The organism is bacterium, from assembly GCA_026129405.1.
Taxonomy (GTDB): Bacteria; Desulfobacterota; Binatia; order DP-6; family DP-6; genus JAHCID01.
In genome coordinates this window covers 1,451,454-1,477,333 of record JAHCID010000001.1, presented here as the reverse complement: position 1 = coordinate 1,477,333, position 25,880 = coordinate 1,451,454, and the positions used below count along the sequence as shown (strand labels likewise).

Annotated in this window: 21 protein-coding genes and 1 pseudogene; 2 read left to right on the top strand and 20 right to left on the bottom strand. The window is 73.3% G+C overall.

The features are described from left to right. Positions 1 to 32: 32 nt before the first annotated feature. Positions 33 to 2,222, top strand: coding sequence for a DUF2339 domain-containing protein (locus KIT14_06750; GenBank protein ID MCW5890235.1), 2,190 nt, complete (start codon positions 33 to 35; stop codon positions 2,220 to 2,222). 721 nt (positions 2,223 to 2,943) lie between these two features. Beyond that, entirely contained in the window at positions 2,944 to 4,992 is a 2,049-nt protein-coding gene (locus KIT14_06745; GenBank protein MCW5890234.1) for a hypothetical protein, read from the top strand. Between the two features lie 15 nt (positions 4,993 to 5,007). Here KIT14_06745 and KIT14_06740 read toward each other — a convergent pair whose 3' ends face one another. From KIT14_06740 to KIT14_06645, 20 genes and pseudogenes are all read right to left on the bottom strand, one after another. Next, on the bottom strand, positions 5,008 to 5,712 hold the full coding sequence (locus KIT14_06740; GenBank protein MCW5890233.1) for a PspA/IM30 family protein: 705 nt from the start codon (positions 5,710 to 5,712) through the stop codon (positions 5,008 to 5,010). Then, the gene (locus KIT14_06735; protein MCW5890232.1) at positions 5,709 to 7,121 is read right to left on the bottom strand and encodes a sigma-54-dependent Fis family transcriptional regulator; all 1,413 of its coding nucleotides are present in this window, start codon (positions 7,119 to 7,121) and stop codon (positions 5,709 to 5,711) included. Before KIT14_06735 ends, KIT14_06740 begins: the two co-directional genes overlap by 4 nt. 15 nt (positions 7,122 to 7,136) lie before the next feature. Beyond that, the gene (locus KIT14_06730) at positions 7,137 to 8,369 is read right to left on the bottom strand and encodes a 2TM domain-containing protein (protein ID MCW5890231.1); all 1,233 of its coding nucleotides are present in this window, start codon (positions 8,367 to 8,369) and stop codon (positions 7,137 to 7,139) included. A gap of 160 nt (positions 8,370 to 8,529) precedes the next feature. Continuing rightward, a pseudogene (locus KIT14_06725) lies at positions 8,530 to 9,263 on the bottom strand (aldo/keto reductase). Positions 9,264 to 9,474: 211 nt separating this feature from the next. After that, entirely contained in the window at positions 9,475 to 9,972 is a 498-nt protein-coding gene (locus KIT14_06720; GenBank protein ID MCW5890230.1) for a DsrE family protein, read from the bottom strand. 58 nt (positions 9,973 to 10,030) lie between these two features. Further along, entirely contained in the window at positions 10,031 to 11,188 is a 1,158-nt protein-coding gene (locus tag KIT14_06715) for an acyl-CoA dehydrogenase family protein (protein MCW5890229.1), read from the bottom strand. Positions 11,189 to 11,190: 2 nt separating this feature from the next. Beyond that, positions 11,191 to 11,613 (bottom strand): hypothetical protein, encoded by a 423-nt coding sequence (locus tag KIT14_06710; GenBank protein ID MCW5890228.1) that lies wholly within the window; start codon positions 11,611 to 11,613, stop codon positions 11,191 to 11,193. A gap of 52 nt (positions 11,614 to 11,665) precedes the next feature. Further along, positions 11,666 to 12,034, bottom strand: coding sequence for a hypothetical protein (locus KIT14_06705; protein MCW5890227.1), 369 nt, complete (start codon positions 12,032 to 12,034; stop codon positions 11,666 to 11,668). 91 nt (positions 12,035 to 12,125) lie between these two features. Beyond that, positions 12,126 to 14,459: a right-handed parallel beta-helix repeat-containing protein gene (locus tag KIT14_06700; GenBank protein MCW5890226.1), complete on the bottom strand. Its 2,334-nt coding sequence runs from the start codon at positions 14,457 to 14,459 to the stop codon at positions 12,126 to 12,128. 8 nt (positions 14,460 to 14,467) lie between these two features. Then, on the bottom strand, positions 14,468 to 16,786 hold the full coding sequence (locus tag KIT14_06695; GenBank protein ID MCW5890225.1) for a CSLREA domain-containing protein: 2,319 nt from the start codon (positions 16,784 to 16,786) through the stop codon (positions 14,468 to 14,470). 253 nt (positions 16,787 to 17,039) lie between these two features. Then, on the bottom strand, positions 17,040 to 18,086 hold the full coding sequence (locus tag KIT14_06690) for a PA0069 family radical SAM protein (GenBank protein ID MCW5890224.1): 1,047 nt from the start codon (positions 18,084 to 18,086) through the stop codon (positions 17,040 to 17,042). A gap of 69 nt (positions 18,087 to 18,155) precedes the next feature. Further along, positions 18,156 to 19,532: a hypothetical protein gene (locus KIT14_06685; protein ID MCW5890223.1), complete on the bottom strand. Its 1,377-nt coding sequence runs from the start codon at positions 19,530 to 19,532 to the stop codon at positions 18,156 to 18,158. Next, positions 19,529 to 20,281, bottom strand: coding sequence for a hypothetical protein (locus KIT14_06680; protein ID MCW5890222.1), 753 nt, complete (start codon positions 20,279 to 20,281; stop codon positions 19,529 to 19,531). The genes KIT14_06685 and KIT14_06680 overlap by 4 nt, the downstream gene beginning before the upstream one ends. Continuing rightward, positions 20,278 to 21,348, bottom strand: a complete 1,071-nt coding sequence (locus KIT14_06675; GenBank protein MCW5890221.1) for a hypothetical protein — start codon at positions 21,346 to 21,348, stop codon at positions 20,278 to 20,280. Before KIT14_06675 ends, KIT14_06680 begins: the two co-directional genes overlap by 4 nt. Next, positions 21,345 to 21,569 carry a 4Fe-4S dicluster domain-containing protein gene (locus KIT14_06670; protein MCW5890220.1) on the bottom strand — a complete coding sequence of 75 codons (225 nt, stop codon included), beginning with the start codon at positions 21,567 to 21,569 and terminating at the stop codon, positions 21,345 to 21,347. The genes KIT14_06675 and KIT14_06670 overlap by 4 nt, the downstream gene beginning before the upstream one ends. A 63-nt stretch (positions 21,570 to 21,632) precedes the next feature. Continuing rightward, positions 21,633 to 23,033 (bottom strand): flippase, encoded by a 1,401-nt coding sequence (locus KIT14_06665; GenBank protein ID MCW5890219.1) that lies wholly within the window; start codon positions 23,031 to 23,033, stop codon positions 21,633 to 21,635. Between the two features lie 5 nt (positions 23,034 to 23,038). After that, a complete protein-coding gene (locus tag KIT14_06660) occupies positions 23,039 to 23,605 on the bottom strand; it encodes a 2-oxoacid:acceptor oxidoreductase family protein (GenBank protein MCW5890218.1) in 567 nt (188 codons plus the stop codon). 178 nt (positions 23,606 to 23,783) lie between these two features. After that, positions 23,784 to 24,482, bottom strand: a complete 699-nt coding sequence (locus KIT14_06655; protein ID MCW5890217.1) for a glutathione S-transferase N-terminal domain-containing protein — start codon at positions 24,480 to 24,482, stop codon at positions 23,784 to 23,786. Positions 24,483 to 24,621: 139 nt separating this feature from the next. Continuing rightward, positions 24,622 to 25,041 carry a hypothetical protein gene (locus KIT14_06650; protein MCW5890216.1) on the bottom strand — a complete coding sequence of 140 codons (420 nt, stop codon included), beginning with the start codon at positions 25,039 to 25,041 and terminating at the stop codon, positions 24,622 to 24,624. After that, the gene (locus KIT14_06645; GenBank protein ID MCW5890215.1) at positions 25,034 to 25,870 is read right to left on the bottom strand and encodes an aldolase; all 837 of its coding nucleotides are present in this window, start codon (positions 25,868 to 25,870) and stop codon (positions 25,034 to 25,036) included. Before KIT14_06645 ends, KIT14_06650 begins: the two co-directional genes overlap by 8 nt. Positions 25,871 to 25,880: the final 10 nt, after the last annotated feature.

The window sequence follows — 25,880 nt, the reverse complement described above, 5'->3', positions numbered from 1 at the left end:
CGATCCGCGAATGCGCCGATATGCGCATTCGCGTGGAACTCCTGACGCTCGCCGCCCTCGCGCTGGCGGTGTTCGCCCTCCGGCGAACCCGCGATCACGCGCGGCTGCGGGAGCGCCTCGAGGCGCTCGAAGCCCAGGTCGCGGCGCTGCGTGGCGCGGCCGTGATCCCCGCGGGCGATGCGCAGGAAGATGCGACGCCGGCGCCCGACGGCTGGAGCGCTCCCACCGCGCTGGAGCCGCCGAGCGCGGATGCGGGCGCACCGCCGACGGTCGACGCGCCCGAGGACGCGCCGCGCTCGGAGGCGGCGTCCGACGCCGACGGCGACGCCCCGCCCGGCGCGCCGGAGCCCGAGCCGCCGCCCTCGGCGTGGAGCCAGATCGACTGGGAGCGCTGGATCGGCGTGCGCGGCGCCGCCGTGCTCGGCGGCGGCGTGCTCGCGCTCGCCGGCCTCTTCTTCTTCCGCTACTCGATCGAGCATGGGCTGATCCCGCCGTGGCTGCGCGTCGTCATGGGCACGCTCACGGGGCTCGGCTGCATCGTCGCGGCCGAGCGCGGGCTGCGCCGCGACTACGGCCGCACCGCCGACGCGCTCGCCGGTGCGGGCGTGGTCCTGCTCTACGCCTCGTTCTGGGCCGCGGGGCCGCGCTACGGCATCGTCGGCAACCTCCCCACGTTCTTCCTGCTGACGCTCGTCACCGTCGCCGGCGGCGTGCTCGCGACGCGGCACCGGTCGCAGGTGATCGCGGTGCTGGGGCTGCTCGGCGGCTTCCTCACGCCGGTCTTCACGGCGAGCGACGCCGACCGGCCGCTCGGGCTCTTCGGCTACCTCCTGCTCCTCGACCTCGGCCTCCTCTACCTTGCACGCCAGCAGGGCTGGCCGTGGCTCGCGGTGCTGGGGCTCGCCGGTACGGCGATCTACCAGGGGCTGTGGATCGGCGTCCGCATGGGCCCCGGGCAGCTGCTGCTCGGGCTGACGGTGCTGGCGACGTTCGCGCTCACGTTCGCCGTCGCCACGCCGCGCGGCGGTCCGCGCGATCGGCGCTGGCTCGCCGCGCAGGCCGGCGGCGTGCTCGTGCCGTTCACCTTCGCGATCCATCTGGCCGCACGGGCCGACCTGCCCGGGCTGCTGCCGCTCGGCGCGCTGCTCGCGATCCTGTCGCTGGCGGCCGCGTGGACGGCGCGCGTGCAGTCGGCGCCCGCGATCGGCCTCGCGGCGGCGACGGCGGCGCTCGGCGTGCTCCTCATGTGGCTCGGCCAGCACGGGGTTCCGCCCGGGACGGGCTGGACGTTCGCGCTGGTCTCGATCGCGCTCGCGCTGCCCTTCCACGTCGCGGTCAGCCGCGAGCCCGAGGACGCGCGCTGGCGCGGCGTCGCGCCGGCGGCCGCGGTCGCCGCGCTCGGCCACGTGGCGCTCCAGCTCGGCGCCGGCGTCGCGGCGGCCGATCCGCGTCCTGGCCGGTGCTCGCGGCGCTGCTCGGCCTGGCCGCGATGCTCGTCCGCCAGGGGGCGCGCGCGGGCATGGGTCCGCTCCAGCTCGCGGGCGCCGCGGGCGTCGCGCTCGGCATGCTGGTGCTGCGCCTCGTCCACGAGCCGAGCGCCGGTGGGCTCGGGCCGCAGGCGTGGCTGGCGACGGCCACCGCCGTCGCCATCGGCTTCCAGGCGACGGCGCTGCTGCGCCGACACGAGCGCGCGCGGCGCTGGCACCTGCGCGCCGCGGCCCTGGTCGCGCTGGCGAGCGTGCCGCTCGTGTGCACGCTCGGCGGCGACGCCGCCGGCATGGTCCGCCTGGGCGGCACGCTGCTCCTCGGCGCCCTCGCGGCGCTCGCGGCGACCCGGCTCGGCAGCGGCGCCTGGCTCTTCGCCACCGTCCTCGTGGTGCCGATCGTGCAGGCGAGCCTACCCGACGACGGCGTCGGCCAGCTCCTCCTCACGCTCGGTGGCGTCGCCCTCTTCACCGCCTGGCCGATCCTCGTGCCCGCACGGCTGCGTGACGACCGCTGGGCCTGGCGCGCGGCGGCGCTCGCGGCCCTGCCGTGGATGCCGTCGCTGCTCGCCACCTGGACGCACCGCTTCGGCGACGTCGCGATCGGCCTCGTCCCGATCCTGCTCGCGATCATCCTCGTCGCCGTGGCGACGCGGGCGCGCGCGCTGTTCGCCGACGCGCATCCCGTCCGCGTCTCGGCCCTGGCGTGGCTGCTGGCCGCGGCGCTCGGCTTCGTGACCGTGGCCGTGCCGATCCAGCTCGAGCGCTCGTGGCTGACCATCGCCTGGGCGCTCGAGGGCGTCGCCGTCCTGGCGCTGTGGCAGCGGCTCGACCACCCGGGCCTCAAGTGGTTCGGGCTGGCGCTCCTCGGCGCCGTGACGGTGCGGCTCGTCGCCAACTCCGAGGTGCTCGTCTACTGGCCGCGCTCCGGCTGGCGCATCGTCAACTGGATCACCTACACCTACATGGTGCCCGCGGCCGCGCTCTTCGGCGCCGCGCGCCTGCTCGAGCCGCTGGAGCTGCCGCGCCTGCGGCCGGCGGAGCGGCAGCTCTACGTCGGCGACCGACCCATGGGCGCCATGGCCGCGGGGCTCGCGGGGCTCGCCGTCGTCTTCGTGTGGCTGAACCTCATGATCGCCGACTGGTTCGCCACCGGCCACGTGCTCCGCGTCGACTTCGAGCGCCTCCCCGCGCGGGATCTGGCGACCTCGATCGCCTGGGCGCTGTACGCGCTCCTCTTGCTCGCGCTCGGCGTGCGGCGCCGCAGCGGCGGGCTGCGCTGGGTGAGCCTCGGGCTCATGATGGTGACGATCGCGAAGGTGTTCCTCTACGACCTGGGCGAGCTCCAGGATCTCTATCGCGTCGCCTCGCTGCTCGGGCTCGCGGTGTCGCTGATCGCCGTTTCGCTCGCCTACCAACGCTTCGTCCTGCGCCGCGACGACGCGGAGGAGCCGAAGGCATGACGCGCGCCGTCCCGCTGCTGCTCCTGCTCGCGAGCGTGGCACGCGCCGGCGACCCGAGCGCGCTCGTGCGCCTGTTCCCCGAGGAGGCCGACGTCTACGTCGGCGACGCGCGGCTCGCGCGCCTGCCGCTGCCGCCCGCAGTGCTCGCCGCCTGCCGTCCCGATCTGTCCGACGTGCGCCTCTTCGACCGCGACGGCCAGGAGACGCCCTACCTCGTCGATCGCGGCCGCGCCCCGGGCGTCGGGATGGCGGAGACGCTCACCGTCACGCCGCGCGTGACCGACGTCCGCCGCTGGCACGAGACCCGCGCCAACGAGCCGCAGCGCGCCCGCGAGGAGTACGGCCTCGCGGTGCCGGCCGACGCCCCGACCGACGCCGCCTGGGAGCTGGTCGTGACGACGCCGCGGACCGGGTTCGCCCGCCGGATCACGGTGTCCGGCGCCGGCGAGGACGGGCGCCCGCGACTGCTCGTCGAGGATGCGCCGCTCGTGCGTATCGACGGCGCCGAGCACACGCGCGTGCCGCTGCCGGCAGGCGTCCGCGGCGTGCTGACGGTGGTCGTCCGCGGCGACGAGGCCGACTTCCTCGAGCCCGCCTTCACACTGGAGGCGCGGCGCACGCTCGGCCCCGGCGGCACGCTGACCAGCGTCCCGCTGGCGCCGCAGCCGGGGACGGCGAAGCCCGGCACGACCGTGCTCGAGATCGACCGCCCCGTCGGTCTCGTGCCCGAGCGGCTGCGCATCGAGACCGACACGCCGTCGTTCGACCGGCGCGTGACGGTATGGGACGTGCGCCCGGGCAGCCCCGACGTGCGGCTGGGCTCGGGCCGCGTGCTCCGCGTCGGCACGAAGACGCCCCTCGTGCAGCCCGACGTCGAGCTCGACGCCGCCCGCGGCACGCGCCTGCGCCTCGAGATCGCCGACGGCGACAGCCCGCCGCTCGCGAACCTGCGCCTCCAGGCCCTCTTTCCGCAGCCCGCGCTGCTGCTCCTGCTGGCACCGAACGGCGACGCCCCCGCCGGCGTGCTGCGCTTCGGCGGCGGCCGCGCCGCGGCGCCGGAGTACGACCTGGCCGCGCTGCTGCACGACCTGCCTGCCGCGGGCGACGCCGCGCGCGTCGCCGGCCGGCTCTACGATCCCGCCGAGCTGGGCACCGCGCGACTCGGCCCGGTGCGCGCGAATCCCGCCTTCGACGATGCGCCCGCGCTCGCGTTCGCGATGCGGCCCGGCACCGTCGTCGACGCGCGCACGTTCGCATGGCGCCGGCCGCTGCCGATCCCGGCGGCGCGCGAGGGCCTGGTGCGCGTCCGCCTCGCCCCCGAGGACGCCGCCCGCCTGCGTCCCGACCTCGCCGACGTGCGCGTCGTCGACGCCGAGCGCCGCCAGTGGCCGTATCTGCTCGAGCCGGCCGCGGCGACGCAGTGGCTGCCGCTCGCCGTCGGCACGCCGGTGACGCGCGAGCGCCGCACCCGCTGGCGCCTCACGCCGCCCGCGACGCCGCTCGCCGCGAGCGAGCTGCGCCTCGACGTCGACACGCCGTTCTTCGACCGGGCGGCCCGCATCCTCGTACGCGACCCCGACGGCCGCGAGCGCGTGCTGGTCACCGGGCCGCTCGTGCGCGACGCCCGCCGTCCCGAGCCGCTCGTCGTCCGCCTGCCCGCCGCTCGCGCCGACGCGCTCGAGCTGGAGGTCGACGACGGCGACGAGGCGCCGCTGGCGCTCCTCGGGGCGTCGGCACTCGTCACCGTGCCGGCCCTGTTCGTCGCCGCGCCGGCCGGCACGTACACGCTGCTCCTCGGCGACCCCGACGCGACCGCGCCGCGCTACGACGTCGCCCGCGCCCGCGACGTCGTGCTCGCCGTCCCCGCCACCGACGCGTCCGCAGGCCCGGCCGAGGCCAACCCGGACTTCAGCGAGGCGGCGCGGCTCACCGGCAGCGGCCGCCCGCGACGCTGGCTCGAGCAGGGCGCGGTGTGGGCGGTGCTGCTGCTCGCGGTGGGGGTGCTGGGACTCCTCACCTTCCGCGCGGCGCGCCGTCCGGGGTAACGGCCTGGCGAGCCGTCACCCCACCGGCACCGCCGCCCCGTCCAGCATCTCGCGCCGCGCGCGCTTCAGCTCGCCGAGCTGGGCCCGTGCCGCGGCCTGGGCCTCGGCGTCGCGGATGCCGCGCAGCCGCCGCTCGAGCGCCGGGTCGGCGCCCTCGCGCACCAGCTCGACCTCGGCGGCGAGGCGCTGCACGTGGTCGCGCACCGACTCGAGCGCCTGGATGTCGGCCTCGGGCGCGAGGCCGCGCAGCGTCTCGTGGAAGCGCAGGCGGGCCTTCGCGTTCGCGAGGCGGGCGAGCATGCGCACGCTCTCGTCGCGCAGGCGGACGATCTCGTCCTGGAAGGTCATGAGGTTCTGCTTCGCGGCCTCCGCCTCGGCGGTCAGCGCGCGCAGCTCGTTCTCGGCGTGTGCGACCTCGTCGGTCAGCGCGTCGCGGCGGGCGATGAGCGCCAGCGCGACGTCGTCGTCGTCCTGGGCCACCGCCAGCTCGAGATGGCGGCGGATCTGGGCGAGCTCGCTCGCGCGACGCGCCAGCTCGCGCTCGAGCTTCTGGCGCAGGTAGAGGACGCCGGCGGCGGCCTCGCGCAGCTTGCCGTAGCGCACGAGGCGCTCCTGGATCGCCGCCTCGTAGACGGCGGCGGGATGGCGGCGCTCGCGGGCGCCGATCCAGCGCGTGGCCAGCCCGCGGGCGAGATTGCGGATGCGGGAGACGATGGTCATCGCAAACCTCCGTCGCGCGTCGCGTCCTCGACGGTGAGGCCCAGCTCGCGCATCTTCTGCTGGAAGCTCTGGCGGTACATGCCGACCTCTTCGGCGGCCTTGGTGATGTTGCCGGCGTGGCGCCTGAGCGCACGCAGCAGGAAGTCGCGCTCGAAGGCCTCGACGACGCGCTCCTTCGCCTCGCGGAACGGCAAGCCGTCGGCTGCGGCGAGTGCCGGCTCGGCGCCGTCCGGGACGCCGGCGTCGCCCGCGCCGGGCAGATCCGAGGGCTCGATCTCGTCGCCGGGCGCGAGCAGCAGCGCCTGCTCGATGGCCGACTTCAGCTCGCGCACGTTGCCGCGCCAGGTTCGGCCCACGGCTGCGCGCAGCGCCTCGGCGGTGAGCGGCTTGCGCGCCCGCCCGAAGCGCTCGGCGGCGTCGCGCAGGACGTGGTCGATCAGCAGCGGGATATCCTCGCGACGCTCCGACAGCGGCGGGATCACCAGCTCGATGACCTTCAGGCGGTAGTAGAGGTCCTCGCGGAAGCGGCCCTCCTGCACCGCCGTCTCGAGGTCCTGGTTGGTGGCGGCGAGCACGCGCACGTCGACGCGGATGGGATGGTTGCCGCCGACGCGCTCGAACTCCTTCTCCTGCAGCGCGCGCAGCAGCTTCGCCTGGGTCTCCTGCGGCATGTCGCCGCACTCGTCGAGGAAGAGCGTGCCGCCGTCGGCGGCCTCGAACTTGCCTTCGCGCCGTGCGCTGGCACCGGTGAAGGCGCCCTTCTCGTGGCCGAACAGCTCGCTCTCGACCAGCTCGCGCGACAGCGCGGCGCAGTTCATCTTGACGAACGGCCGGCTCCGCCGCGGGCTGCGGTAGTGGAGCGCGTTCGCGACCAGCTCCTTGCCCGTGCCGCTCTCGCCGCGGATCAGGACGGTGACGTCGGTGTCGGCCACCTTGTCGATGGTCTCGAACACGCGGCGCATGGCCGGGCTGGTGCCGATGATGCGCTCGAAGCCGTAGGCGCCGTGCACCTGCTCGAGCAGCCGGCGATGGTCGCGGCGCAGCATCGCGCCCTCGAGGACGCGGCGCACGACGACCCGCAGCTCGTCGTTGTCGAAGGGCTTCGGCAGGTAGTCGGCCGCGCCCAGCTTCATCGCCTGCACGGCGGCGGTCTCGGAGCCGTGCGCCGTGATCATGACCACCGCGAGGTCGGGGTCGACGCGACGGGCGTGCTCCAGCACGTCCATGCCGCTGATCCCCTTCATGGAGAGGTCGGTGACGACCAGGTGGAAGCTGCCGGAGTCGATCTTCGGGATCGCCTCTTCGCCGCTCGACGCCGTCTCGATCTCGAAGCCCTCCTTGGTGAGGAGGCCGCGGAGGGCGAGCAGCATCGCCTTCTCGTCGTCCACGATGAGGATGCGTCCGGGCATGCGTCTCGTCTCCGGCTACTTGGCGGGCAGCGGCAGGGTGATCGCGAACTCGGTGCCGCGGCCGACCTCGCTGGCGACGTCCATCGTCCCGGCGTGCGCTTCGACGATCTTGCGCGAGATCGCGAGCCCGAGCCCGGTCCCCTGCTCCTTGGTGGTGAAGAACGGCGTGAAGATGCGGCCCGTGACCTCGGGCGACATGCCGGCACCGTTGTCGCGGATGCGGACGGTGGCCTGGCGGCCGCCGTTCTCGACGAAGCACTCGATGCGGCGGCTCTCGGCGACGCCGTCGAAGGCGTCGATCGCGTTCGCGAGCACGTTGGTGAAGACCTGCTGGAGCTTCTCGGCGTCGGCGACGACCGTCGGTCCGGTGATGTAGTTGCGCACGGCGGCGATCCTCGCGGCGTCGAGCCGCGCGCGCATCTGCGTCAGCGCGGCGTCGACGACGGTGGCGACGTTCACCGGCGCCATCGCGTAGTCCTCCTCCTTGGCGTACTTGAGGAGGTGGGCGATGCGGCGCTCGACGCGGTCGAGCTCCCCGAGCGCGACCTTCGCGTACTCGACGTTCTCGACCGACTGCGGATCCTCGCCCATCTGCTGCACGAGGCTCTTCGCGGCGGCGATCGGATTGCGGATCTCGTGCGCGATCGTCGACGACAGCTCGTCAAGCCGCTGCTGCTTCTCGGACTCCATGAACACCTTCTCGCGCGCGAGCTCACGCTCGACGGCCGGGTCGAAGTAGCGCTCGCGCAGCTTCTTCGAGCCGAACACGCCCATCCAGTGCGAGAAGATGCCGAACCCCCAGGCCATCGCCGGCCACAGGAACCACGGGTAGCGGGTGGTCATCAGGTTGACGGCGGCGAGCAGCGCGACGACGCCGAGGTAGACGGTGAAGTGGGCGTAGAACCCCGCCTCGGCCCCGGCCCGCCGGCGCGCGCGGCGCAGCGCCTCGGCCTCGGTGGCGGCGGGCTTCTGCGTGCCGCACTTCTGCGCCTGTCGCGCCCCGCGCCGCCGATCCCGCTCGTGCTTGCGCTCAGCCTGCTGCGCCCAGCGCCGATGCCACTCGGCATGCCGCTGGCCGTGGCGCTCGGCCTCCTCGGCCCAGTGCCGATTCACCTTGGCCCACTTCGCCCGCATGTGCGTCTTCACGTCGTCCCAGCTCCCCTCTTCGAGCCCCCCGAGCCGCAGCCGGGCCTGACGCTTCACGTAGACCAGCAAGGCGATCGCGACGATGAGCCCGAGGGCGATCATGGGGTTTCCGTCTCCTGAGGCAACGACCGTGCCAAGCGCGCGTGCCAGGTGTACGCGAGGCGGGAGGCGCCCGTAAACGGGGATCTCGGGCGAGGGGCGCAGCCGGCAGGCTGCGGGAGGCGGGGGGCGGGTGCAGTGGACGGGCTGCTGCCGTGGCGGCTCAGCCCAGCCACTCGGGATGGCGCGCCGTCCCGTCGAACCGGTCGCTCGTCTTGAAGCGCTCCCAGCGTCCGTCGGCCGCCGCCGTGGCCGTCTTCGCGAGCAGCGCGCGCACCTGCGCCTCGTCCAGCGGCTCGAACGTACGCACGGCCTCGCAGGCCTGCTCGAGGATCGCGGGGCTGTCGATCCCGGTGACGACCGTGGAGGTCGGCAGGGCGAGCGCGTAGTGCAGGCACTCGATCGGCGTGACCGTCCCGCTCTCGAGAATGAGCTTGTCGCCCATCGACTTCATGCCGAGGACCCCGAGACGCTCGCGCACGAGGCGCGGCACCACCTCGCGCTCGAAGCTGCGGAAGTGGGCGTCGTCGGCGAAGACGCGATCGGGGTCCTCGAGACGGATCACCTCGTGCACCTGGAACAGGTCGACGTGATCGGTGCCGAGCCGGCGCAGCGATTCGTCGATCTGCTTCGCGGCCGCGGCCCGTGTGCGGCCGTCGAACTTGGTCATGAGAAAGACCCTGTCGCGGTAGCCGTCGCGCAGCGCCTTCCCATCCGCTCCTCGCTCGCGCCGTCGTTGTAGTCCCAGCAATTGTCGAGGAAGGTGATGCCACGGTCGATGGCCGCGCGCACGAGGCGCACGCTCGCCTCGCCATCCGGCATCTTGCCGATGTGGAAGCCGCCGAGGCCGATCGCCGAGACGCGCACGCCGGTCGAGCCGAGCGGACGATAGAGCATGTCGCCGCGGCGCTCGCCGGGATCGCCGGGCGGCGTCGCTCGGGGCGGCGCCGCGCGCGCGCGACGCCAGCAGCGTGGCGACGGCGCCGCCCATGGTGGCGGCGATGAAGGCGCGCCGACGCATGCTCCATCCGTAGCCGGCACCCGGGATGGGGCAAGTCCCCCTGCACACGGGCGCCTGCGAACGTCCCCGCCGGATCCCGGCCGCGCGCTACGGCTGCAGTATGGTCCAGCCGCGCTGCTGGAGCTGGATGAGGCGCGCGATCGCGCCGGTCGTGGGCCTCACGTCCGGCAGCAGGTCGGCGTTCGTCCAGCCGTTCAGCTGCATGGTGTAGGCGCAGATCTCGAAGCGCACGTTCTTCGACTGCAGATAGGCGATCTGGGCGGCGTGCGGGTTCCCGGTCGTGACGCCGTGGACGCGATTCCAGGCCGCGTCGCCGAGCCCCCAGTCGCCGGCCGGGCCGTGGACGATGACGATGAGCTTGCGGCGCGTCCGCCACTGCTCGAAGTGGAGCAGCATCTCGTCGAGCCACACGAACACCGTCGGCTTGCCGGCCGCGTTCTCGAGACGCTGGTCGGTGTTGAAGACCACGCGCGCGTGGCGGAGCCGTACGGGCACCTCGACGTCGATGCCGGACTGCGCGTGGGCGGACGCGGCGTAGAGGAGGAGCGCGGCGAGCAGGAGGGCCGGCGGGAGGCGCAGCAGCACGCCTCGCTATCGGCGCGACCGCCGGGGACCTTGAGCCGCGGGGTGGCGGGCGGCCGCCCTATCCCCGCGGCAGCTTCAGGACCCGCTCGGCGATGATGCTCCGCTGCACCTCCGACGTCCCCGCCGCGATGGTCCGGCCGCGCGAGTAGAGGAAGAGGTGCGGCCAGCGCCCGTCGTCGACCGCGTGCGGCGACCCCTCCATGAGCTGCGCATGGGGGCCGATCAGCGCCAGCGCGGTGTCCAGCTGGCGCTGGTACATCTCGCTCCAGCACAGCTTCTCGATCGACCCCTCCGGACCCGGGACGCCGCCGCGCAGCGCCGCCGTCAGGTTGCGGTAGGCCGTGTACTGCATCGCGCGCGACTCGATCACCGACTGGGCGAGCGCCTGGCGCGCGAGCGGATCGGCCGTGGCGCCGCGCGCGCGCGCCGACGCCAGCATGTCGTCGAGCGCGACGCGGGACTGGAGCTGGCGCTGGAACGTCAACGTCTGCCGCTCGTGCATGAGGCAGGTGATGGCGATGTCCCAGCCCTGGTTCACGGCGCCGACGACGTTCGCGCGCGGCACCCGCACCTCGTCGAAGAACAGCTCGTTGAAGCCCTCGTCGCCGTCGATCTGGCGCAGCGGGCGTACCGTGACGCCGGGGCCGTGCATGTCGATCAGGAGGAAGGTGATGCCCTCGTGCTTCGGCGCCTGCGGGTCCGTGCGCACGAGCGCCATGCACCAGTCGGCGTAGCGCGCGAAGCTCGTCCACACCTTCTGGCCGGTGACGACGAAGTGGTCGCCGTCGACGACCGCCTGCGTGCGCAGCGCAGCGAGGTCGGAGCCGGCGTTGGGCTCCGAGAAGCCCTGGCACCAGATCTCGTCCGCCGCGAGGATCCGCGGCAGGTGACGCTGCTTCTGCACCTCGGTGCCGTGCGCGATCAGCACCGGACCGCCCATCGTCAGACCCGCGAGGTTGATCAGCTGCGGCGCCTTCGCGCGCGCCATCTCCTCCATGAAGACGATCTGCTGGACGAGCGAAGCCCCGCGGCCGCCGTAGGCCGCGGGCCACGCGATGCCGCACCAGCCGGCTTCCCAGAGCCTGCGCTGCCAGGCCTTGCCGGTGGCCACCCAGGCGGACAGCTCGTCCGGCTCGCCCGGCGGCGGATTCCGCTCGAGCCACGCGCGCAGCTCGGTGCGGAAACGCTCCTCCTCCGGCGTGTACGAGAGGTCCATCCTCAGGGCTCGACGAAGATGCCCTCGTAGCCCCACGGGGCGAAGAAGGCCATCTGCTCGTCGACCTGGGCGGCCCCCTCCTCCATGCGCGCCGTCGCGAGCTGGCTCTGCGCGATGTCGGACTGGACCTTCAGGGTCTCGTACTTCTGGTAGCGCGCCTCGTCGCCGAGCCAGATGCACTGGCAGCGATACGGGTCGGCGTACCAGTAGTGCGGCGTGCCGCCCCGGATCGAATAGGTGAGACGGATCGGGGTCAGCTTCTTCAGCGCCGCGAGCTTCTCGGGCGTGTCCGCGGGGATCGACCGGAAGCCCGCCGCGGCGAGCATGGGCTCGATCTTCGCGGCCTGCTTCTCCGGGCTGGGACCGAACAGCGCGCAGCCGGAGACTCCCAGCGCGAGCACGACGACGACGGCGAGACGATGCATGGTGGGCGCCACAAGCCGGCTCGGCCCCCGCCCTGTCAAGGTGGCGGGATACTCAGTCGTTGGCGCCGGGGAACGTGTACCCCTGCACCGGCGGATCCTGGTTCTGCTGCCGGCTGAAGTAGCGGTTGTAGCGCATGTCCCGATAGTCCGGATCCCAGCCCGACCCGAAGTAGAAGCCCGAGGGCGGGAAGTACGGCGGATAGTTCGGGACCACGGGATAGGGGTAGGTCGGCACCGCGTATCCGTAGGCCGGCGGGCCGTAGGGCAGCGGCGGGGGCGGCTGGTAGTACGGCGAGCCATCCTGGACCTGGGGATACAGGTTGCACGGGTAGCCGTAGCACTGGGCGTGGGCCATCCGGGCAGGCGCAACGACGAGCGCGAGCGCGACAGCGACGAGCAGGGACGCGAGCAGGCGAGGCATGGGATGATCTCCTCGCTGCGACGCTAGCACGACGATCCGCGGGAGACAGCCGGCGGCCGGAACCCAGATCGGGCCCCGGCCGCCGCCGGGCTCACTGCGGCGCGACCGCCGCGTCGAGCGCATCGAGCGCGATCGCCGCCTTCGCCTGCTTCTTGCGCAGGGGCTTGCCCTTCCCCTTGAGCGTCTTGCCGGCCGCCTTGCGGGCGGCCTCGGCCAGGGCGGCCAGGTCGGCGGCCGGATCGGTCCGGACCAGCTCGGCGCCGTTGGCGCCGACGTAGGCGACGATGTCCTCGGCGCCCGCCTTCACCGTCGTCTTGAGCGCCTTCTGGTCGGCGCCCTTCCTGCCGGTGATCGCGGCGACGTTGGCCTTCTGGGCGCCGATGCGCACCTTCAGCTCGGCGTTGTGCAGGCAGTCGAGCGGGCCGTTGCCGTTGGCGTCGACGTCGGGGACGCCGCAGCCGCAGACCCCGGGCAGCGTCTTGGCCGGATCCTGCAGGCACTCGTCGACGAACTCGACGGCGCCGACGTCGCAGCCGACCGTGCCGTCGTCGTTGCCGTCGGTCGGCCGGGCGACGCCGCGCTGGTCGGTCGGCGGGCAGATGCCGCCGTTGGTGTCGACGAGCGGACTCGTCGGCGCCGGCTCGTGCGTCGGCGTGGGTCCGCCGTTGTCCTGGAGCGGCCCGAGCTGCGGGTCGAGGTCGGCGCGGTCGCGGATGCCGGCGAGCGCACAGCCGCCGTCCTGGTCGACGTTGTCGCCGTCCGAGGTGAGCGCCACGCCGGCACAGCCGGCGCCGAACGCCGGCCTGCCCAGGACGGAGCCCCGGATCGAGACGGCGGCGCCGTTGAAGATCGAGCTGCCTTCCACAGCCGCGCCGTTGCCGACGAACGTGCTGCTGGCGATGGTCGTGGGCACGGCCGCATAGAGCGCGCCGCCCTGCCCGCCGGCCGTGTTGCCCGAGAAGGTGGAGTTGCCGACGGTGAGGCCCGTGCCGGCGGCGAACAGCGCGCCGGCGATGCCGTTGGAGGTGAGCGCCGCGTTGTTCGCGAACGTGCTGCGCTCGACCGTCACCGCGCCCGCCACCGACACGACGTACGCGCCGCCCCCGGGCGTCAGCGTGGAGACGTTGCCCTCGATGGCGCTCTCCGCCAGCGTGAGTGCGCCGGCGGCGGTCACGTAGATCCCGCCGCCCGGCCCCGGCGCCGCGACGTTGTCCCGGAACGTGCCCCGCGTGATGGCGAGCGCCTGGTCCGTCGCGACCAGGATGGCCCCGCCCACGGCGGCGCCGTTGTCGACGAAGGCCACGTCGGTCAGCGTCACGCCGCCGTTGCCGGCGTGGTAGATGGCGCCGCCCGGACCCGCGCCCCCGTCGTTGCGCTCGAAGCGCGAGCCGGTGATGCCGAACGTACCGGCCGCCTGGGAGTAGATAGCCCCGCCGCCGCCGTTGCTGGCGTTGCCGGTGAACCTGCAATTCGTGATCGACCCGTCCTGATCGGTGACCGCGAGCACGCCGCCCCCGGCGGTCGCGCTCGCATCCTCGACGACGGTGTCCGCGAAGGTGAACCCGCCGCCAGTGAGCACCGCGTAGACGCACCCGCCCGCGCCCCCGCCGGCGGTGCAGGACGTGAAGCGGGAGCCGGCCACGGAGAGCCCGCCGACGAGGTTCGCGTACAGACTCCCGCCGAGGGCGGACTTGTGACGCGTGAAGGTCGTGTTCGTGATCGTCGCGTTGCCGGCACCGGTGAGGTACACGGCGCCGCCGGGTCCCGACGCCGAGTTGTCGCGGAACTCGCAGTCCGCGATCGTCGTCGGTCCGTCGGGGTGGTACAGCGCGCCGCCGGTGCCGGCCGCCACGTTGGCGACGAAGACGGTGTCACGGACGGTGAGCGCGCCGGACGAGTGCAGCACGCCGCCCGCATTCGCTGCCAGGTTGCGCTCGATACGCGCACTCTCGATGACGAGAGCGGCGTCGCCCAGATGGAGGATGGCACCGCCGGCGCCGGTCGCGCCGAAGCCGTTGCGCAGCGTCACCCCACGCACCGTGAAGGGCACCGTCGCCTGGACGTGGAAGATGCCGTCGTTGCTGAGACCGTCGATGACGGTCTCGTCGCGACCGGCGCCGACGACCTCGAGCGCCTGGGTCACGTCCAGATCGCCCGTGGCTGCGAGATCCTCGCCGACACCGACGAGCGAGAGACGATACGTGCCGGCGGGCAGGTTCACCGTATCGGCGCCCGCCAGCGCGTTCGCCTCCTGGATCGCCGCGCGCAGGGTGCAGGCCCCGGCGGCGGTCGCGCAGGCGCCGTTGCCCGGGTTGGCGTCGACCGCGTCGGCGGTGCTGTCGACGGTGAACGTGGCGGCGGGCACCGCCGCCGGCAGCGCGAGGGCTGCCAGGAGAGCCAGGAGAGATCGCTTCGTCCTCGTCATCGGCATCCTCATTGCGGCGCCACGGCGGCGTCCATCGCGTCGAGGGCCGCCGTCGCCTTGGTCTGCTTCTTGCGGAGCTTCTTCCCCTTGCCGCGTAGCGTCTTGCGAACCGCGAGGCGGGCTTTGCGACCGAGCTTGGTGAGGTCCGCCACCGGGTCGGCCAGCACCAGCGCGCCGGCGTTGGCCTCGGCATAGGCCACGACGTCGTCCGCCCCCGCCTTCACCGCGGCCTTCAGCTGCTTCTGCGCGTCGTCCTTGGCGCCGGTGATCTCGCCGACCCGTCCACGCAGGCCGCCGATGCGGAGCTTCATCTCGGCGTTGCGCAGGCAGTCGGCCACGCCGTTCGCGTCGGCGTCGAGGTCGGCGACGCCGCACCCGCAGATGCCGGGCAGGACCTTTCCGGGGTCGCTCGGGCACTCGTCGACGAACTCGACGGCGCCGACGTCGCAGACCGCGGTGCCGTCACCGTCGCCGTCGGCGGGGCGCGGGACGTTGCGCTGGTCGACGGGCGGACATGCACCGCCGTCGGCGTCGATGAGCGGGCTGCCCGGCAGCGGGGCGTGCGTGAGCGCCCCATCGCCGGCGTCCGCGAGCGACCCGAGCTGCGGGTCGATGCCCGCACGATCGCGCGGCCCGGCGAGCCCGCAAGCGCCGTCCTGGTCGACGTTGTCGCCGGCGCTGGTGATCGGAAACCCGCCGCAGGCGGCGGCGCCCGACGACGCCGCCACGACGGTGCCGCGCAGCGTGACCGTACCGTCGTTGAGGATCGCGGAGCCGTTCGTGATGGCGCGGTTGCCGACGAACGTGCTGCTCGAGACGGACGTCGGCGACGGCGCGAAGACCCCGCCGCCGGCGCCGGCGAAGTTGCCCGAGAAGGTGGCGTTGGTGATCGTGACCGCGGCGGCGGCGGCGGCGAGCCCGCCGCCGAATCCGGCCGCGCCCTGCGCGGCGTTACCCGCGAAGGTCGTCCGCTCGACGGTGACGAAGGTCGGCGCCTGGAGGTTCGCTCCGCCGCCGGCGGCGTTGATCGTCGTGTTGCCGACGAACGTCGCGTCGCGGAGCGCGATGCCGACCCCGGCCGTGGCGAGGAGCCCGGCGCCCCCCGCGCCCCCGGTGCCGAGATGATCGGCGAACCGCGCCCCCGCGACGGTGAGGCCGGCGTCGGTGGTGACGAGGAGGCCCGCCCCGCCGCTCGCCTGGTTCGCCACGAGCTCGGCACCGGCGACGGTGACGTCGCCCTTGGCGCGCAACGCGGCGCCTCCTCCCTGACCGGTACCGCCGCGGTTCGCCGCGAAGCGGACGCCCTGGAGCGTGGTCGTGCCCTCGCCGTCCCGGAAGAGACCGCCGCCGCCCGACGACGCGAAGTTGCCGGCGAACGTGCTGCCCGTGACGGTGATTCCCGCCGCGGTATCGGCGAAGACGCCCGCACCGACGACGGCGACGCCGTCCGTGAACGCGCTGTCGGCGACGGTGAGCCCGCCGCTCGTGCTCGCGAAGTAGACGCCGCCGCCCGGCGCCCCGGCCGAGGCGAAGCAGCGCTCGAAGCGCGATCCGGTCAGCGTCAGCGCGCCGCCGTCGGTCTGCACGAAGAGGCATCCGCCGGCGTTGCCGTAGTGGTCGCGAAAGGTGGATCCCGCCACGGCGATCGACCCGGTGCCGGCGTGGTAGATCGCGCCGCCGGCACCGAGGCCGACGTTGCCGCGGAACGCGCAGCCGCTCACCTCCTGGCTCCCCGCGAACTTCGCGATGCCGCCGCCCACGTTGGTCGCGACGTTGTCCGAGAAGACCACGTCCGTGACCGTCAGCGCGCCGTCGCCGTGGAAGATGGCCGCGCCCTGGGTGGCGGTGTTGGCGTCGAAGCCGGCCGCGCGCACGACCAGCGGTGCCTCGCCCTCGTGGCGGATGCCGCCGCCGGCGTCCGCGAGCCCGTTGCGGACGGTGACGCCGGAGAGCGTGAACCCGGCTCTCGCGTGCACGTGGAACACGCGATCGGCGCTGCCGCCGTCGATGATCGTCGCGTCGCGGCCGGCGCCCTCGATCTCGATGGTGTCGCGCACGTCGAGGTCGCCGGTGAGGCCGTCGTTCTCGCCGTCGCCCGTGAGCGTGAGGACGTAGGTGCCGGCCGGCACCGTGACCACGTCGGTGCCGACGAGCGCGTTGGCTTCCTGGATGGCCGCCCGCAGCGTGCAGGCCCCCGTGGCACTGGCGCAGACCGCGTTGCCCGGGGTCATGTCCTCCTCGTCGGCCGTGCTGGTGACGGCGAACGTCAGCGCCTGCGCCATCCCCGGCAGCAGCAGCGCCGCCGCCGTCGTCCGCCACATCCCCATCCGGTCGTCCTCATTGCGCGGCGACCGCGGCGTCGAGCGCGCCCGGCGCCGTCGCGACCTTCGCCTGCGTGTTGTGGAGGGCCCTGCCCTTCCCCTCGAGCGTCCTGCGCACCAGCGTGCGCGCCTCCTCCGCCTGCTTCCCGATGCATCGGCGGCTCCGGGACTCGGCAATCAAGCTAGCGCGCACCGTGCGTGAGTCGCAAGCCCGCGCGGCGCTCCCCGAGATCCGGCGACGCGCTTCGGACTCGGGACCCTAGAAGAGCGCGAGCTGGTCGCCGCGCGCCGGTGGACGCCGGAAGGCGGCCGTCGACAGCGCGGGCAGGGCGCGATCGAGGCCGACCTTGCGCGCCGACACGGCGAACAACGCGGCAATCTGCGCCGCATGCGCCCCGACGCCGCGGTGCCGCTGCCCGAACGTGGTGTCGTTGAGGCGTCCCCGGCGCGTCTGGCGGATGCGGCCGAGGATGCGCGCACGCCGGTCGGGGTAGCTCCGCGCGAGCCATTCGTCGAAGAGTGCGTCGAGCGGCTGCGCCAGCCGCACGAGCGTCCACGCGGCGCTGCGTGCACCCGCGGCCGCCGCCGCGGCGAGGATGCGCGGCATCTCCTCGTCGGTGAGACCCGGGATCACCGGCGCGACCATGACCGTCACCGGCACGCCCGCCGCCGCGAGCGTCGCGATCGCCTCCAGCCGCCTCGCAGGCTGCGCCGCCCGCGGCTCCATGCGGCGAGCGAGCTCCGGATCGAGCGTGGTGACCGAGACCGCGACCTGCGCGGCGCCGTGGCGCGCCAGGGCGCCGAGCAGGTCCGCGTCGCGCGCGACGAGCGCGGACTTCGTGATCACGCCGACGGGATTGCGGAAGTCGGCGAACACCTCGAGACAGCGTCGCGTGAGCCGCAGCCGCCGCTCCACCGGCTGATAGCAGTCGGTGTTGCCCGAGAGCGCCACGACCTGCGGCTCCCACCTCGGCGACGCGAGCGCGCGCCGCAGCAACGCCGGGGCGTCGTCCTTCACCATGATGCGGCTCTCGAAGTCGAGGCCGGCGTCGAAGCCGAGGTACTCGTGCGACGGACGCGCGTAGCAATAGATGCAGCCGTGCTCGCAGCCCCGGTACGGGTTCACGCTGTAGCGAAAGCCGACGTCGGGGCTCCGGTTCTCCGCCAGGATCGTCCTGCTGGCGTCGCGGTAGAAGCGGGTGGGCTCGCTGCCGTCGGGCTCCTCGTCGCGCTCGACGCGGAGCTGCTCGTAGCGGTTGCCGGGGGCGGCGGTGGTGCCTCGGGGGCGAAGCGGCGGCGCGGTCACTTCGCCCTCTCTTCGCCCGTGCGGCGCCCGGACGCAAGCCCCACCCGGGCACCGGCCGGCGCCGGCCGCTCAGGGCCGACAGAGGAGCTTCAGCGTGTCCTGGTCGCGCGGCTTGCCGGCGGTGGCCGAGGTGCGCGCCCGCAGCTTCAGCTTGCCGCCCACCGGCAGCACGACGGCGACGGTCTCCGTGCAGGTCTCGGGCGTCTCGAGCGGCGTCGCGAAGGTGACGGCGCCGCCGACGACGGTCGACGGTGCGAGCGCCGCGACCGCGGCGACGAGGTCGGCGGCGGGGGCGACGTCGATCGCCGGCGCGAGCAGCGTCCAGTCGCCGACGGCCGGCGCGGTGCACTTGGCGAGGCGCGCGTCGTCACGCACGAAGCACGCCGCGAGGGCGAACGTGCACTGGCCCGCCACGGCGTCGTGATCGCAGCCCGTGTCGCCGTCGCGACAGCGCTGCTTCAGCGCCGTCTTGCCGGTGCTGCCCGGCTTCTGCGCGACGTTGGTGATGCGCCACTCGGCCGTACAGTCCGTCTTCGCCGGCCCGCCGCCGGGGATGTGGAAGGTCGGATCGCAGCCCGCCGTGGAGATGCGACACTTCTCGCTGCACGCGAGCGTGCCGCCGGTGAAGCCGAGCGCGCCGCAGGTGGTGTCGCCGAAGTCGGAGCCGTCGCACTCCTCGTCGTCGCCCTTCTCGTCGTTGCCGCAGAAGGTGCAGTTGCGCGTGTCGAGGTGGCACTCGACGCAGCGGAGCTTGCCCCTGGCGTAGCCGAGGCTCGCGCACGTCTGCCCGCCGAGATCGCTGCCGTCGCAGACCTCCCCCTGCGAGATCCGCCCGTCGCCGCACAGCGTGGCCATGGTGGTGATGGCGCCGGCGTTGTTCTGCGGCGCCGGGGTGAGCGCCGTGATCCAGTCGGGCCGGTTCACGCCGGTGAGGTCGACGCGCTGGAGCGAGCGGTTGTCGGGCGTGACCTCGGGACGGCCGAAGGAGCCGTTCTGACCGGTGAAGCTGCCGTACGCGATGCAGTCGACCAGCGTCGCGCCGCCGTTCGAGCTCCGTACCTGGTAGCAGACGCGCCCGTGGCGCGTCGCCATCATGCCGTCGGGCAGCGTGAAGTCCGGAGCCACGCTCGGCGCCACCTGGCGGAAGCGCGCCGTGGCGACGAGGATCGTGGCGTTGATCACGCCGCGCGGGACGTTGGCCGTCAGCGTGAAGAAGCGACGCGTGCCGGCGTCGCCGGCGGCATCGTCGAACACCAGCTCGCCGACGCCGGCCAGCATGTGCTGGCCGGCGGCGATCATCTGCAGCTCGACGAACTGGACGGTGTCGTCGCCCTGCCAGCTGCCGAGCACCTCGGAGAGGAGGATCTTGCCCTGGGCCGCGGCCAGCTGCGTCCATCCCAGGACCAGCGCCGCGGCCACCCCACCCCACCACCGCCGGCGCATCACGACGGGCTCTTCAGAACCTTCAGTGGATAGGTCGGCGAGAAGTTCTGCTCGACCCAGCTCGGCGTTTCCGTCGGATCGACGTACCAGTCGGTGGGGCACATGGTCAGGATCTCGACGAACGAGAAGCCCCGCGATTCGATCTGCGCCCGGAACGCATCCCGCAGGCACTGCTGCGTCCACTTCACCGCGGCGGCGGTGTGCATCGCGCCGCGCGCGACGTAGACGGCGCCGTCGATCTGCGCGATCAGATCGGCGATCTTGATGGGCCAGCCGTGCAGCTCGGGGACGCGGCCGGTCGCCATCGTCGTCTTGGTCTTCTGACCGAGGACGCTGGTGGCGGTCATGTGTCCACCGGTTTCGCCGAACACGCCGTTGTTTAGAAGCACCGCCGTGAACTTCTCGCCGCGGGCGGCGCAGTGGAGGATCTCCTGGAGACCCTCGTTCACCATGTCGCCGTCGCCCTGGAGCGTCCAGACGAAGCGGTCGGGGAGCATGCGCTTCACGCCCGTCGCGACCGACGGTGCGCGCCCGTGCAGCGCCTGCACGACGTCGACGTCGATGATCGACGGGAACGCCGTGTAGCAGCCGATGCCGCACACGCAGACGGTCTGGTCGCGCTGGCCGAGCTCGGTCAGCAGCTCGAGGATCGTGCGCAGCGCGAGCGGCTCGCCGCAGCCGGGGCACAGCGAGTGCTCCGTCGACAGCAGCAGGTCCGACTTCGCGGAGACCTTCTTCAGCTTCTCGGTCATGCGGCCGCTCGTCCTTCCCAGACCGCCGCGATGCGCTCCGCGACGACGTTCGTGTCGAGCATCGGGCCGACCCCGAAGCCGGAGTGGTCGTGGCTGATGCCGCCGATCGGCACGACGGGGCAGCGCCCGAGCACGGCGAGACGGACGTCGTCGATCATCTGCCCCGCGTTCTGCTCGAACACGGCGACGGCGCGCGCGCGCCCGGCCACCTCGGCGATCGCCGCTTGGGGGAACGGCCAGAGCGTGATCGGCCGCACCCAGCCCACCTTCATGCCGCGCTCGCGGCAGCGGCGGACGGCGTGCTTCGCGAAGCGCGCCGGCGTCCCGAAGGCGACGACGACCACCTCCGCGTCGTCGCAGAGCCCCGTCTCGACGCGCACCTCGGCAGCGGCGATCTTCGGGTACTTCTCGGCGACGGCGGCGTGGTGGGTGCCGGGGTCGAGGTTCAGCTTCTCGGGCGCGCCGAGCGGCGTCACGTTGTGGGCGCGCCGGCCGCGCGCGCCGGTCGCGGCCCACGTCTTCGGCGGCAGGTCGGACTCGTCGCGCGGCGCGAACGTCACCGCCTCCGAGGTGTGGGACAGGACGAAGTCGCCGAGCACGTTCGCCGGCACGCGCCAGCGATCGGCGAGGTGGAAGGCGAGGCCGACCAGGTCGACGGCCTCCTGCACCGTGTGCGGCGCCAGCACGATGTGGCGATAGTCGCCGTGCCCGCCGCCGCGCGTCGCCTGATAGTAGTCGCTCTGGCCGCGCATCATGTTGACCACGACGCACGGCAGCTGCGCGTTGGCCAGCTCGGCGAGGGACTCCTGCATGAGGCTGATGCCCTGCCCCGTCGACGCGATCATGGCGCGCGCCCCGGTCGCGGCGGCACCCCACACCATGTTGATCGCCTCGATCTCGCTCTCGGCGTTCATGCACACGCCGCCGACCTGCGGCAGGCGGTGCGACATGTACTCGAGGATCTCGGTGGACGGCGTGATCGGGTAGCCGGCGTAGAAGCGGCAGCCGGCCTGGATCGCGGCCTCCGCGATCGCGTGGCTGCCCTCCATCAGGACGCGCCGGCTCATGCCTCGGTCCCCCGGTACACCTCGAAGCAGAAGTCCGGGCACATCCGGAAGCACAGCTCGCAGCCCGTGCACCCGTCCGAGAGGACGGGGTAGCGGTAGCCGATACGGTTCACCTCGTGGGTCGTCATCGCCAGCACCTTCGGCGGACAGACGTCGACGCACAGGGCGCACCCCTTGCAGGTCTCGACGTCGATGGTGACCGTCGCGGGCTGGCGCGGCATCGGCTTCGACCGCTAACACGGCCCCGGCGCGGGACACAACGCGCGCGCGGTCTGCGCGTCGCGTCAGGCGCCGGCGCGGCCGACGAGCTGGAGACCGAGGCGCTGGATGCGCTGGAGCATGGCGCGCACCTCGTTCCCGCGCAGGACGGTCGCCTCGGCGAGCCCGTGGCCGGATTCGCGCACGAAGGCGACGAGCAGGAGGATCGCGGCGACCGAGTACGAGATGTTGTTCGCGATCGCGGCGCCGACGATGCCGTAGCGCGGGATGAGCCACAGGTTGCAGCCGACGTTCAGGACGAGGGCGAGCACCGCGGCGATGATGTTGATCTCCTGCTTGCCGCGGCTGGTGAAGTTGCGCGTCAGTATCTGGTAGAGCGCCATCATCACGAGGCTGGGCAGGAGCCAGAGCAACGCCGGCACGGCGCCCGCGAAGTCCCGGCCGTAGATCAGCGGAATGACGATCGGCCCGGCGACGAGCAGGCCGAGCGCCCCCACCACCGTGATGAACACCGTGTGCCGGGCGACGCGCGCCGTCGCCGCATGGGCGGTGCGGTCGTCGGACGCGGCGAGCCGCGGGAACAGCACGGTGCCCGTCGCCTCCCAGATGCGGGTGAGGATGTTCGTCATGTTGACGGCGATGGCGTACAGGCCGACCTGGTCCGGCGTCAGCAGGTAGCCGATCAGGTACTGGTCGATCTTCTGGTGCTGCGTCGCCGCCAGCGTCTGCACGTAGGACTTGCCGCCGAAGCCCAGCATGTCGCGCGCGAGCGTGGTGTCGACGCGCCAGCGCAGCGGCGCCACGCGATGGATGCGCAGCGCGAGCCACACCGTCATGAAGAGGTTGATCGCGACGTGGGTGAGCACCGCGCCGATCAGCCCGAGGTCGAGCACCAGCAGCACGACGAACATGCCGACCAGGGCGAGCAGGTTCGGGACGACCTGCTGGATGTTGTACTCGTGGAAGCGCTGCTGCGCCTGCGCGATGCCGAGGAAGTAGGTCTGGAGCAGGATCGCCGGGATCAGCATCAGGATCGGCAGCAGCACGTCGCGCGGCGCATCCTTGAGGAGCCGCTCCTGGATCCAGTCGCGCCCGAACCAGCAGGCGATCGCCATGAGCGTGCCCATGACCAGCGCCGCCCAGAACGCGTTCGACGCCACCTGCGACGCCGAGGCGCCGCGGCGGCGCATGAAGTAGACGCTCGCCTGCGGGATGCCGAGCTTGGCGAAGTTGCCGAGCGTCACCGGCAGCAGCACGAGGAGCTGGAAGAGACCGCGATCGTGCGGGCCCAGGGCGCGCGCGGTGATCGCGCCCGTGCCGACGCCGATGATCATCATCGCGACGTTGCCGCCGAAGACCTGGACGATGTCGCGCAGGAAGCGATTGTCGCCGCTCCCCGCCTGCTTCGCCGGCCCCGACTTCGCCGACTTCTTCGCCGGCTGGGCGCCCGTCTTCTTCGCCGCCACCGGGCTCAGGTCCAGGCGGTCTCGCCGGCCGGCGCCGCCACGGCATCCGCACCGCGCTCGAGACACCGCCGGTTGGCCTCGGCGTGCTTGCGCCGGTGCGGCGGCAGCACGGTGTCGAGCGCGCGCCCGAGCGCCTCGAGGCCGACGATGCCGGTGGCGCGCACGAAGGCGCCGAGCGCGATCATGCTCGCGCCGAGCGGCTGCCCCATCTCCTTGGCGAGGTCGGTCGCCGCGACGTCCACCTGGCGCACCCCTGGCCACGCCGGCGGCGACGTCACGAGGCTCCGGTTCGTGCAGACGATGCCGCCGGGCTCCAGCTTCGGCCCCAGCTTCGCCAGCCCGTCGCCGTGCATCGCGAGCACGGCCCAGGCGCTCGGCACGATGGGCGGCGTCTCGATCGGCCGGTCCCCGATCACGACCGTCGACTCGCTCGACCCGCCGCGGATCATGCCCATGAAGATGCCGAACATCATGACCTCGCGGCCCTCGAGCATCGCCGCCTCGGCCAGCAGCTTGGCCGCCAGCTGGATCCCCTGGCCGCCGAGCCCGGTCATGACGACGGCCCGTTCCATCCGCGCGCGGGTACCACGCGCCGGTCGGCCCGGTCAAAGCACTTCCGCACGGCACTGCGCACCCGGCGCTTCCCGGCGCACGCGCCGGGGGGAATGCCGCCCCTGTGCGCACGGCGGTGCGTATGTGGTCCGTGCGGTGGGGCGGCGGCGACGCGATCCGAGCGAGGCACCCGCCCGGTCAGCCCGCCGCGTACGTCCCGCGCAGGTACGCCACGATGCCCGCGCTCTCGAACATCTCCTTCCCGGTGTTCGGATCGTACAGGTACGGCACCTGCATCTTGCCCGAGCGGGCGACGAACGCCTCGCGCGACGGGCTGCCGTGGGCGACGTTGTGGAGCAGGTACGGCAGCTCGAGCTCGCACAGGGCTTCACGGGCGAGACGACAGAACGGCGACGCCTCGAAGCTCCACAGCTCGAGGGGATGGATCGGGCGCTTCGAGGCGACGGCGCGCGCGCCGCGCAGCGGACGCCAGGCGGACGCCAGGCTCGACTGTGCGACCGTCAGCGGGCCGAGGCGCAGCAGCAGCGGTACCGAGCCGGTGCCGTACTTGGCGAAGAGGTACTGGACGATGTCGCTCGACTCGTACATCCGCACGCCGGTGTTCGGGTCGTGGAACCATGGGAACATCGCCCTGCCGCCCCAGCGCACCACCTCGTCGCGGTAGCGCGAGCCGCCCTTCGGGCAGGGATAGACGAAGGCCTCGAGATCGAGGATCGAGAGCGCTTCGCGCACCTTGCGACAGAACGGGCAGGCCTCGAACTCGTAGAGCTCGAGAGGACGCGCGGGGCGCGGGCCGAGCGGGCCGACCCAGGCGCCGGTGAAGACGCGCGCCGCGGAGGCGCCGACCGAGGTCGCGACGTCGAGGGCACGCAGCATGCCCTCGGGCTATCGGACGCGCCGCACCGCGTCCAGCCTCACCGCATGCGTTTCGCGGGCGGCGACGACGGCGTAGCCGTCGGCCTCGCGAGCTTCGCGGACGCGGCGCCGCCCAGGACGGGCTGGCTCACGCCGCGCCCTACGAGGCCGGCTCGAGCCGGACGGGCACCGAGGTGTCGGGGTCCCGCATCGCCGCGATCACCGAGTCGACCGCGCCGTAGTCGCGCTGCATGAGCGCGTGCACCTTCTCGCGGGTGGCGGGATCGTCCACCGCCGTCGCCCGCATCGGAACCGTCGAGCCGTCGCCGCGATCCACCTGGATCACCGGGTTGGTCGCGATGTGGACGAGCCACGGCGAGCCGTCCTTGCCGCGCAGCCAGAGGGTGCCGGCGTCGTCCTCTGCGATCCACAGGCGCGTCGCCTTCTCGCCGCCGTCGGCGGCCCTGCTGTGCACGACGACGACCTCGCCCACCGTCTCGGACGCCAGCAGCAGCGCGCCGATGAAGGCGCCGAAGATGGCGACTGGCAGGACCAGGACCAGCAGGACGAGCCTACGCATGGCTCCCCCGGAGGATCGCGAGCGCCTGCTCGGGCGTGGCGCCGTCGTGGACGATGGCCATGAAGGCCCGGGTCATGGCGGTCGGGTTCGGGTGCTGGATGACGTTGCGACCGTAGACGATGCCGCGGGCGCCGGCGCGCATGACGGCGTGGGTGCGGCGCAGGATCTCCGCCTCGTCCGCCTTGCCGCCGCCGCGCACGAGCACCGGCACCGCCCCCGCGACCTCGAGGACGCGCGCGAGGTCGGCGGGCTCGTCCGGCGGATCGGCCTTGATGAGGTCGGCGCCGAGCTCGACCGCCTGACGCACGAGCGGCACGATCTTCGCGACGTCGCCGTCGACCGCATACCCGCCCTGCGCCGACGGCAGCTTCATGGCGATCGGCTCGACCATGAGCGGCATGCCGAAGCGCTCGCAGACCGGCTTCAGCGCGACCACGTTGCGCACGCACTGCCGGTGCAGCTCGGGCTGGTCGGGCAGCAACAGCAGGTTCACGACGACGGCGGCGGCGTCGAGCCGCACGGCCTGCTCGACCGCGTCGGTCATCGGCTCGCAGAAGAGCGCGCGCGGCAGCGTCGTGCCGTAGACGTTGGCGACGTCGGTGCGCAGCACGAGCGCCGGCTTGGTCCTGCCCGGGACGTTCTGGAGCAGCGGCGCCTGGCCGGGGGTCAGCTGGATGGCGTCGGGCCCCGCGGCGACGATCGCGGCGACGGCCCGCGGCATGTCGGCGATGCCGCCGAGGAACGTCGGCTCGTTGAAGACACCGTGGTCGATCGCGACGTCGAAGCAGTTGCCGTCCGGACCGAGGAGCCGATGGAGGCGCGCGCGCACGGGCTGCCGG

What these genes read in the sequence shown, in the direction of transcription:
- KIT14_06680 (MCW5890222.1), bottom strand. Translation starts at nt 20,281, where the DNA reads ATGACCGAGAAGCTGAAGAAGGTCTCCGCGAAGTCGGACCTGCTGCTG.
- KIT14_06715 (MCW5890229.1), bottom strand. Translation starts at nt 11,188, where the DNA reads ATGGACCTCTCGTACACGCCGGAGGAGGAGCGTTTCCGCACCGAGCTG.
- KIT14_06705 (MCW5890227.1), bottom strand. Translation starts at nt 12,034, where the DNA reads ATGCCTCGCCTGCTCGCGTCCCTGCTCGTCGCTGTCGCGCTCGCGCTC.
- KIT14_06735 (MCW5890232.1), bottom strand. Translation starts at nt 7,121, where the DNA reads ATGCCCGGACGCATCCTCATCGTGGACGACGAGAAGGCGATGCTGCTC.
- KIT14_06730 (MCW5890231.1), bottom strand. Translation starts at nt 8,369, where the DNA reads ATGATCGCCCTCGGGCTCATCGTCGCGATCGCCTTGCTGGTCTACGTG.
- KIT14_06740 (MCW5890233.1), bottom strand. Translation starts at nt 5,712, where the DNA reads ATGACCATCGTCTCCCGCATCCGCAATCTCGCCCGCGGGCTGGCCACG.
- KIT14_06745 (MCW5890234.1), top strand. Translation starts at nt 2,944, where the DNA reads ATGACGCGCGCCGTCCCGCTGCTGCTCCTGCTCGCGAGCGTGGCACGC.
- KIT14_06660 (MCW5890218.1), bottom strand. Translation starts at nt 23,605, where the DNA reads ATGGAACGGGCCGTCGTCATGACCGGGCTCGGCGGCCAGGGGATCCAG.
- KIT14_06675 (MCW5890221.1), bottom strand. Translation starts at nt 21,348, where the DNA reads ATGAGCCGGCGCGTCCTGATGGAGGGCAGCCACGCGATCGCGGAGGCC.
- KIT14_06655 (MCW5890217.1), bottom strand. Translation starts at nt 24,482, where the DNA reads ATGCTGCGTGCCCTCGACGTCGCGACCTCGGTCGGCGCCTCCGCGGCG.
- KIT14_06695 (MCW5890225.1), bottom strand. Translation starts at nt 16,786, where the DNA reads ATGGGGATGTGGCGGACGACGGCGGCGGCGCTGCTGCTGCCGGGGATG.
- KIT14_06650 (MCW5890216.1), bottom strand. Translation starts at nt 25,041, where the DNA reads ATGCGTAGGCTCGTCCTGCTGGTCCTGGTCCTGCCAGTCGCCATCTTC.
- KIT14_06710 (MCW5890228.1), bottom strand. Translation starts at nt 11,613, where the DNA reads ATGCATCGTCTCGCCGTCGTCGTCGTGCTCGCGCTGGGAGTCTCCGGC.
- KIT14_06670 (MCW5890220.1), bottom strand. Translation starts at nt 21,569, where the DNA reads ATGCCGCGCCAGCCCGCGACGGTCACCATCGACGTCGAGACCTGCAAG.
- KIT14_06700 (MCW5890226.1), bottom strand. Translation starts at nt 14,459, where the DNA reads ATGACGAGGACGAAGCGATCTCTCCTGGCTCTCCTGGCAGCCCTCGCG.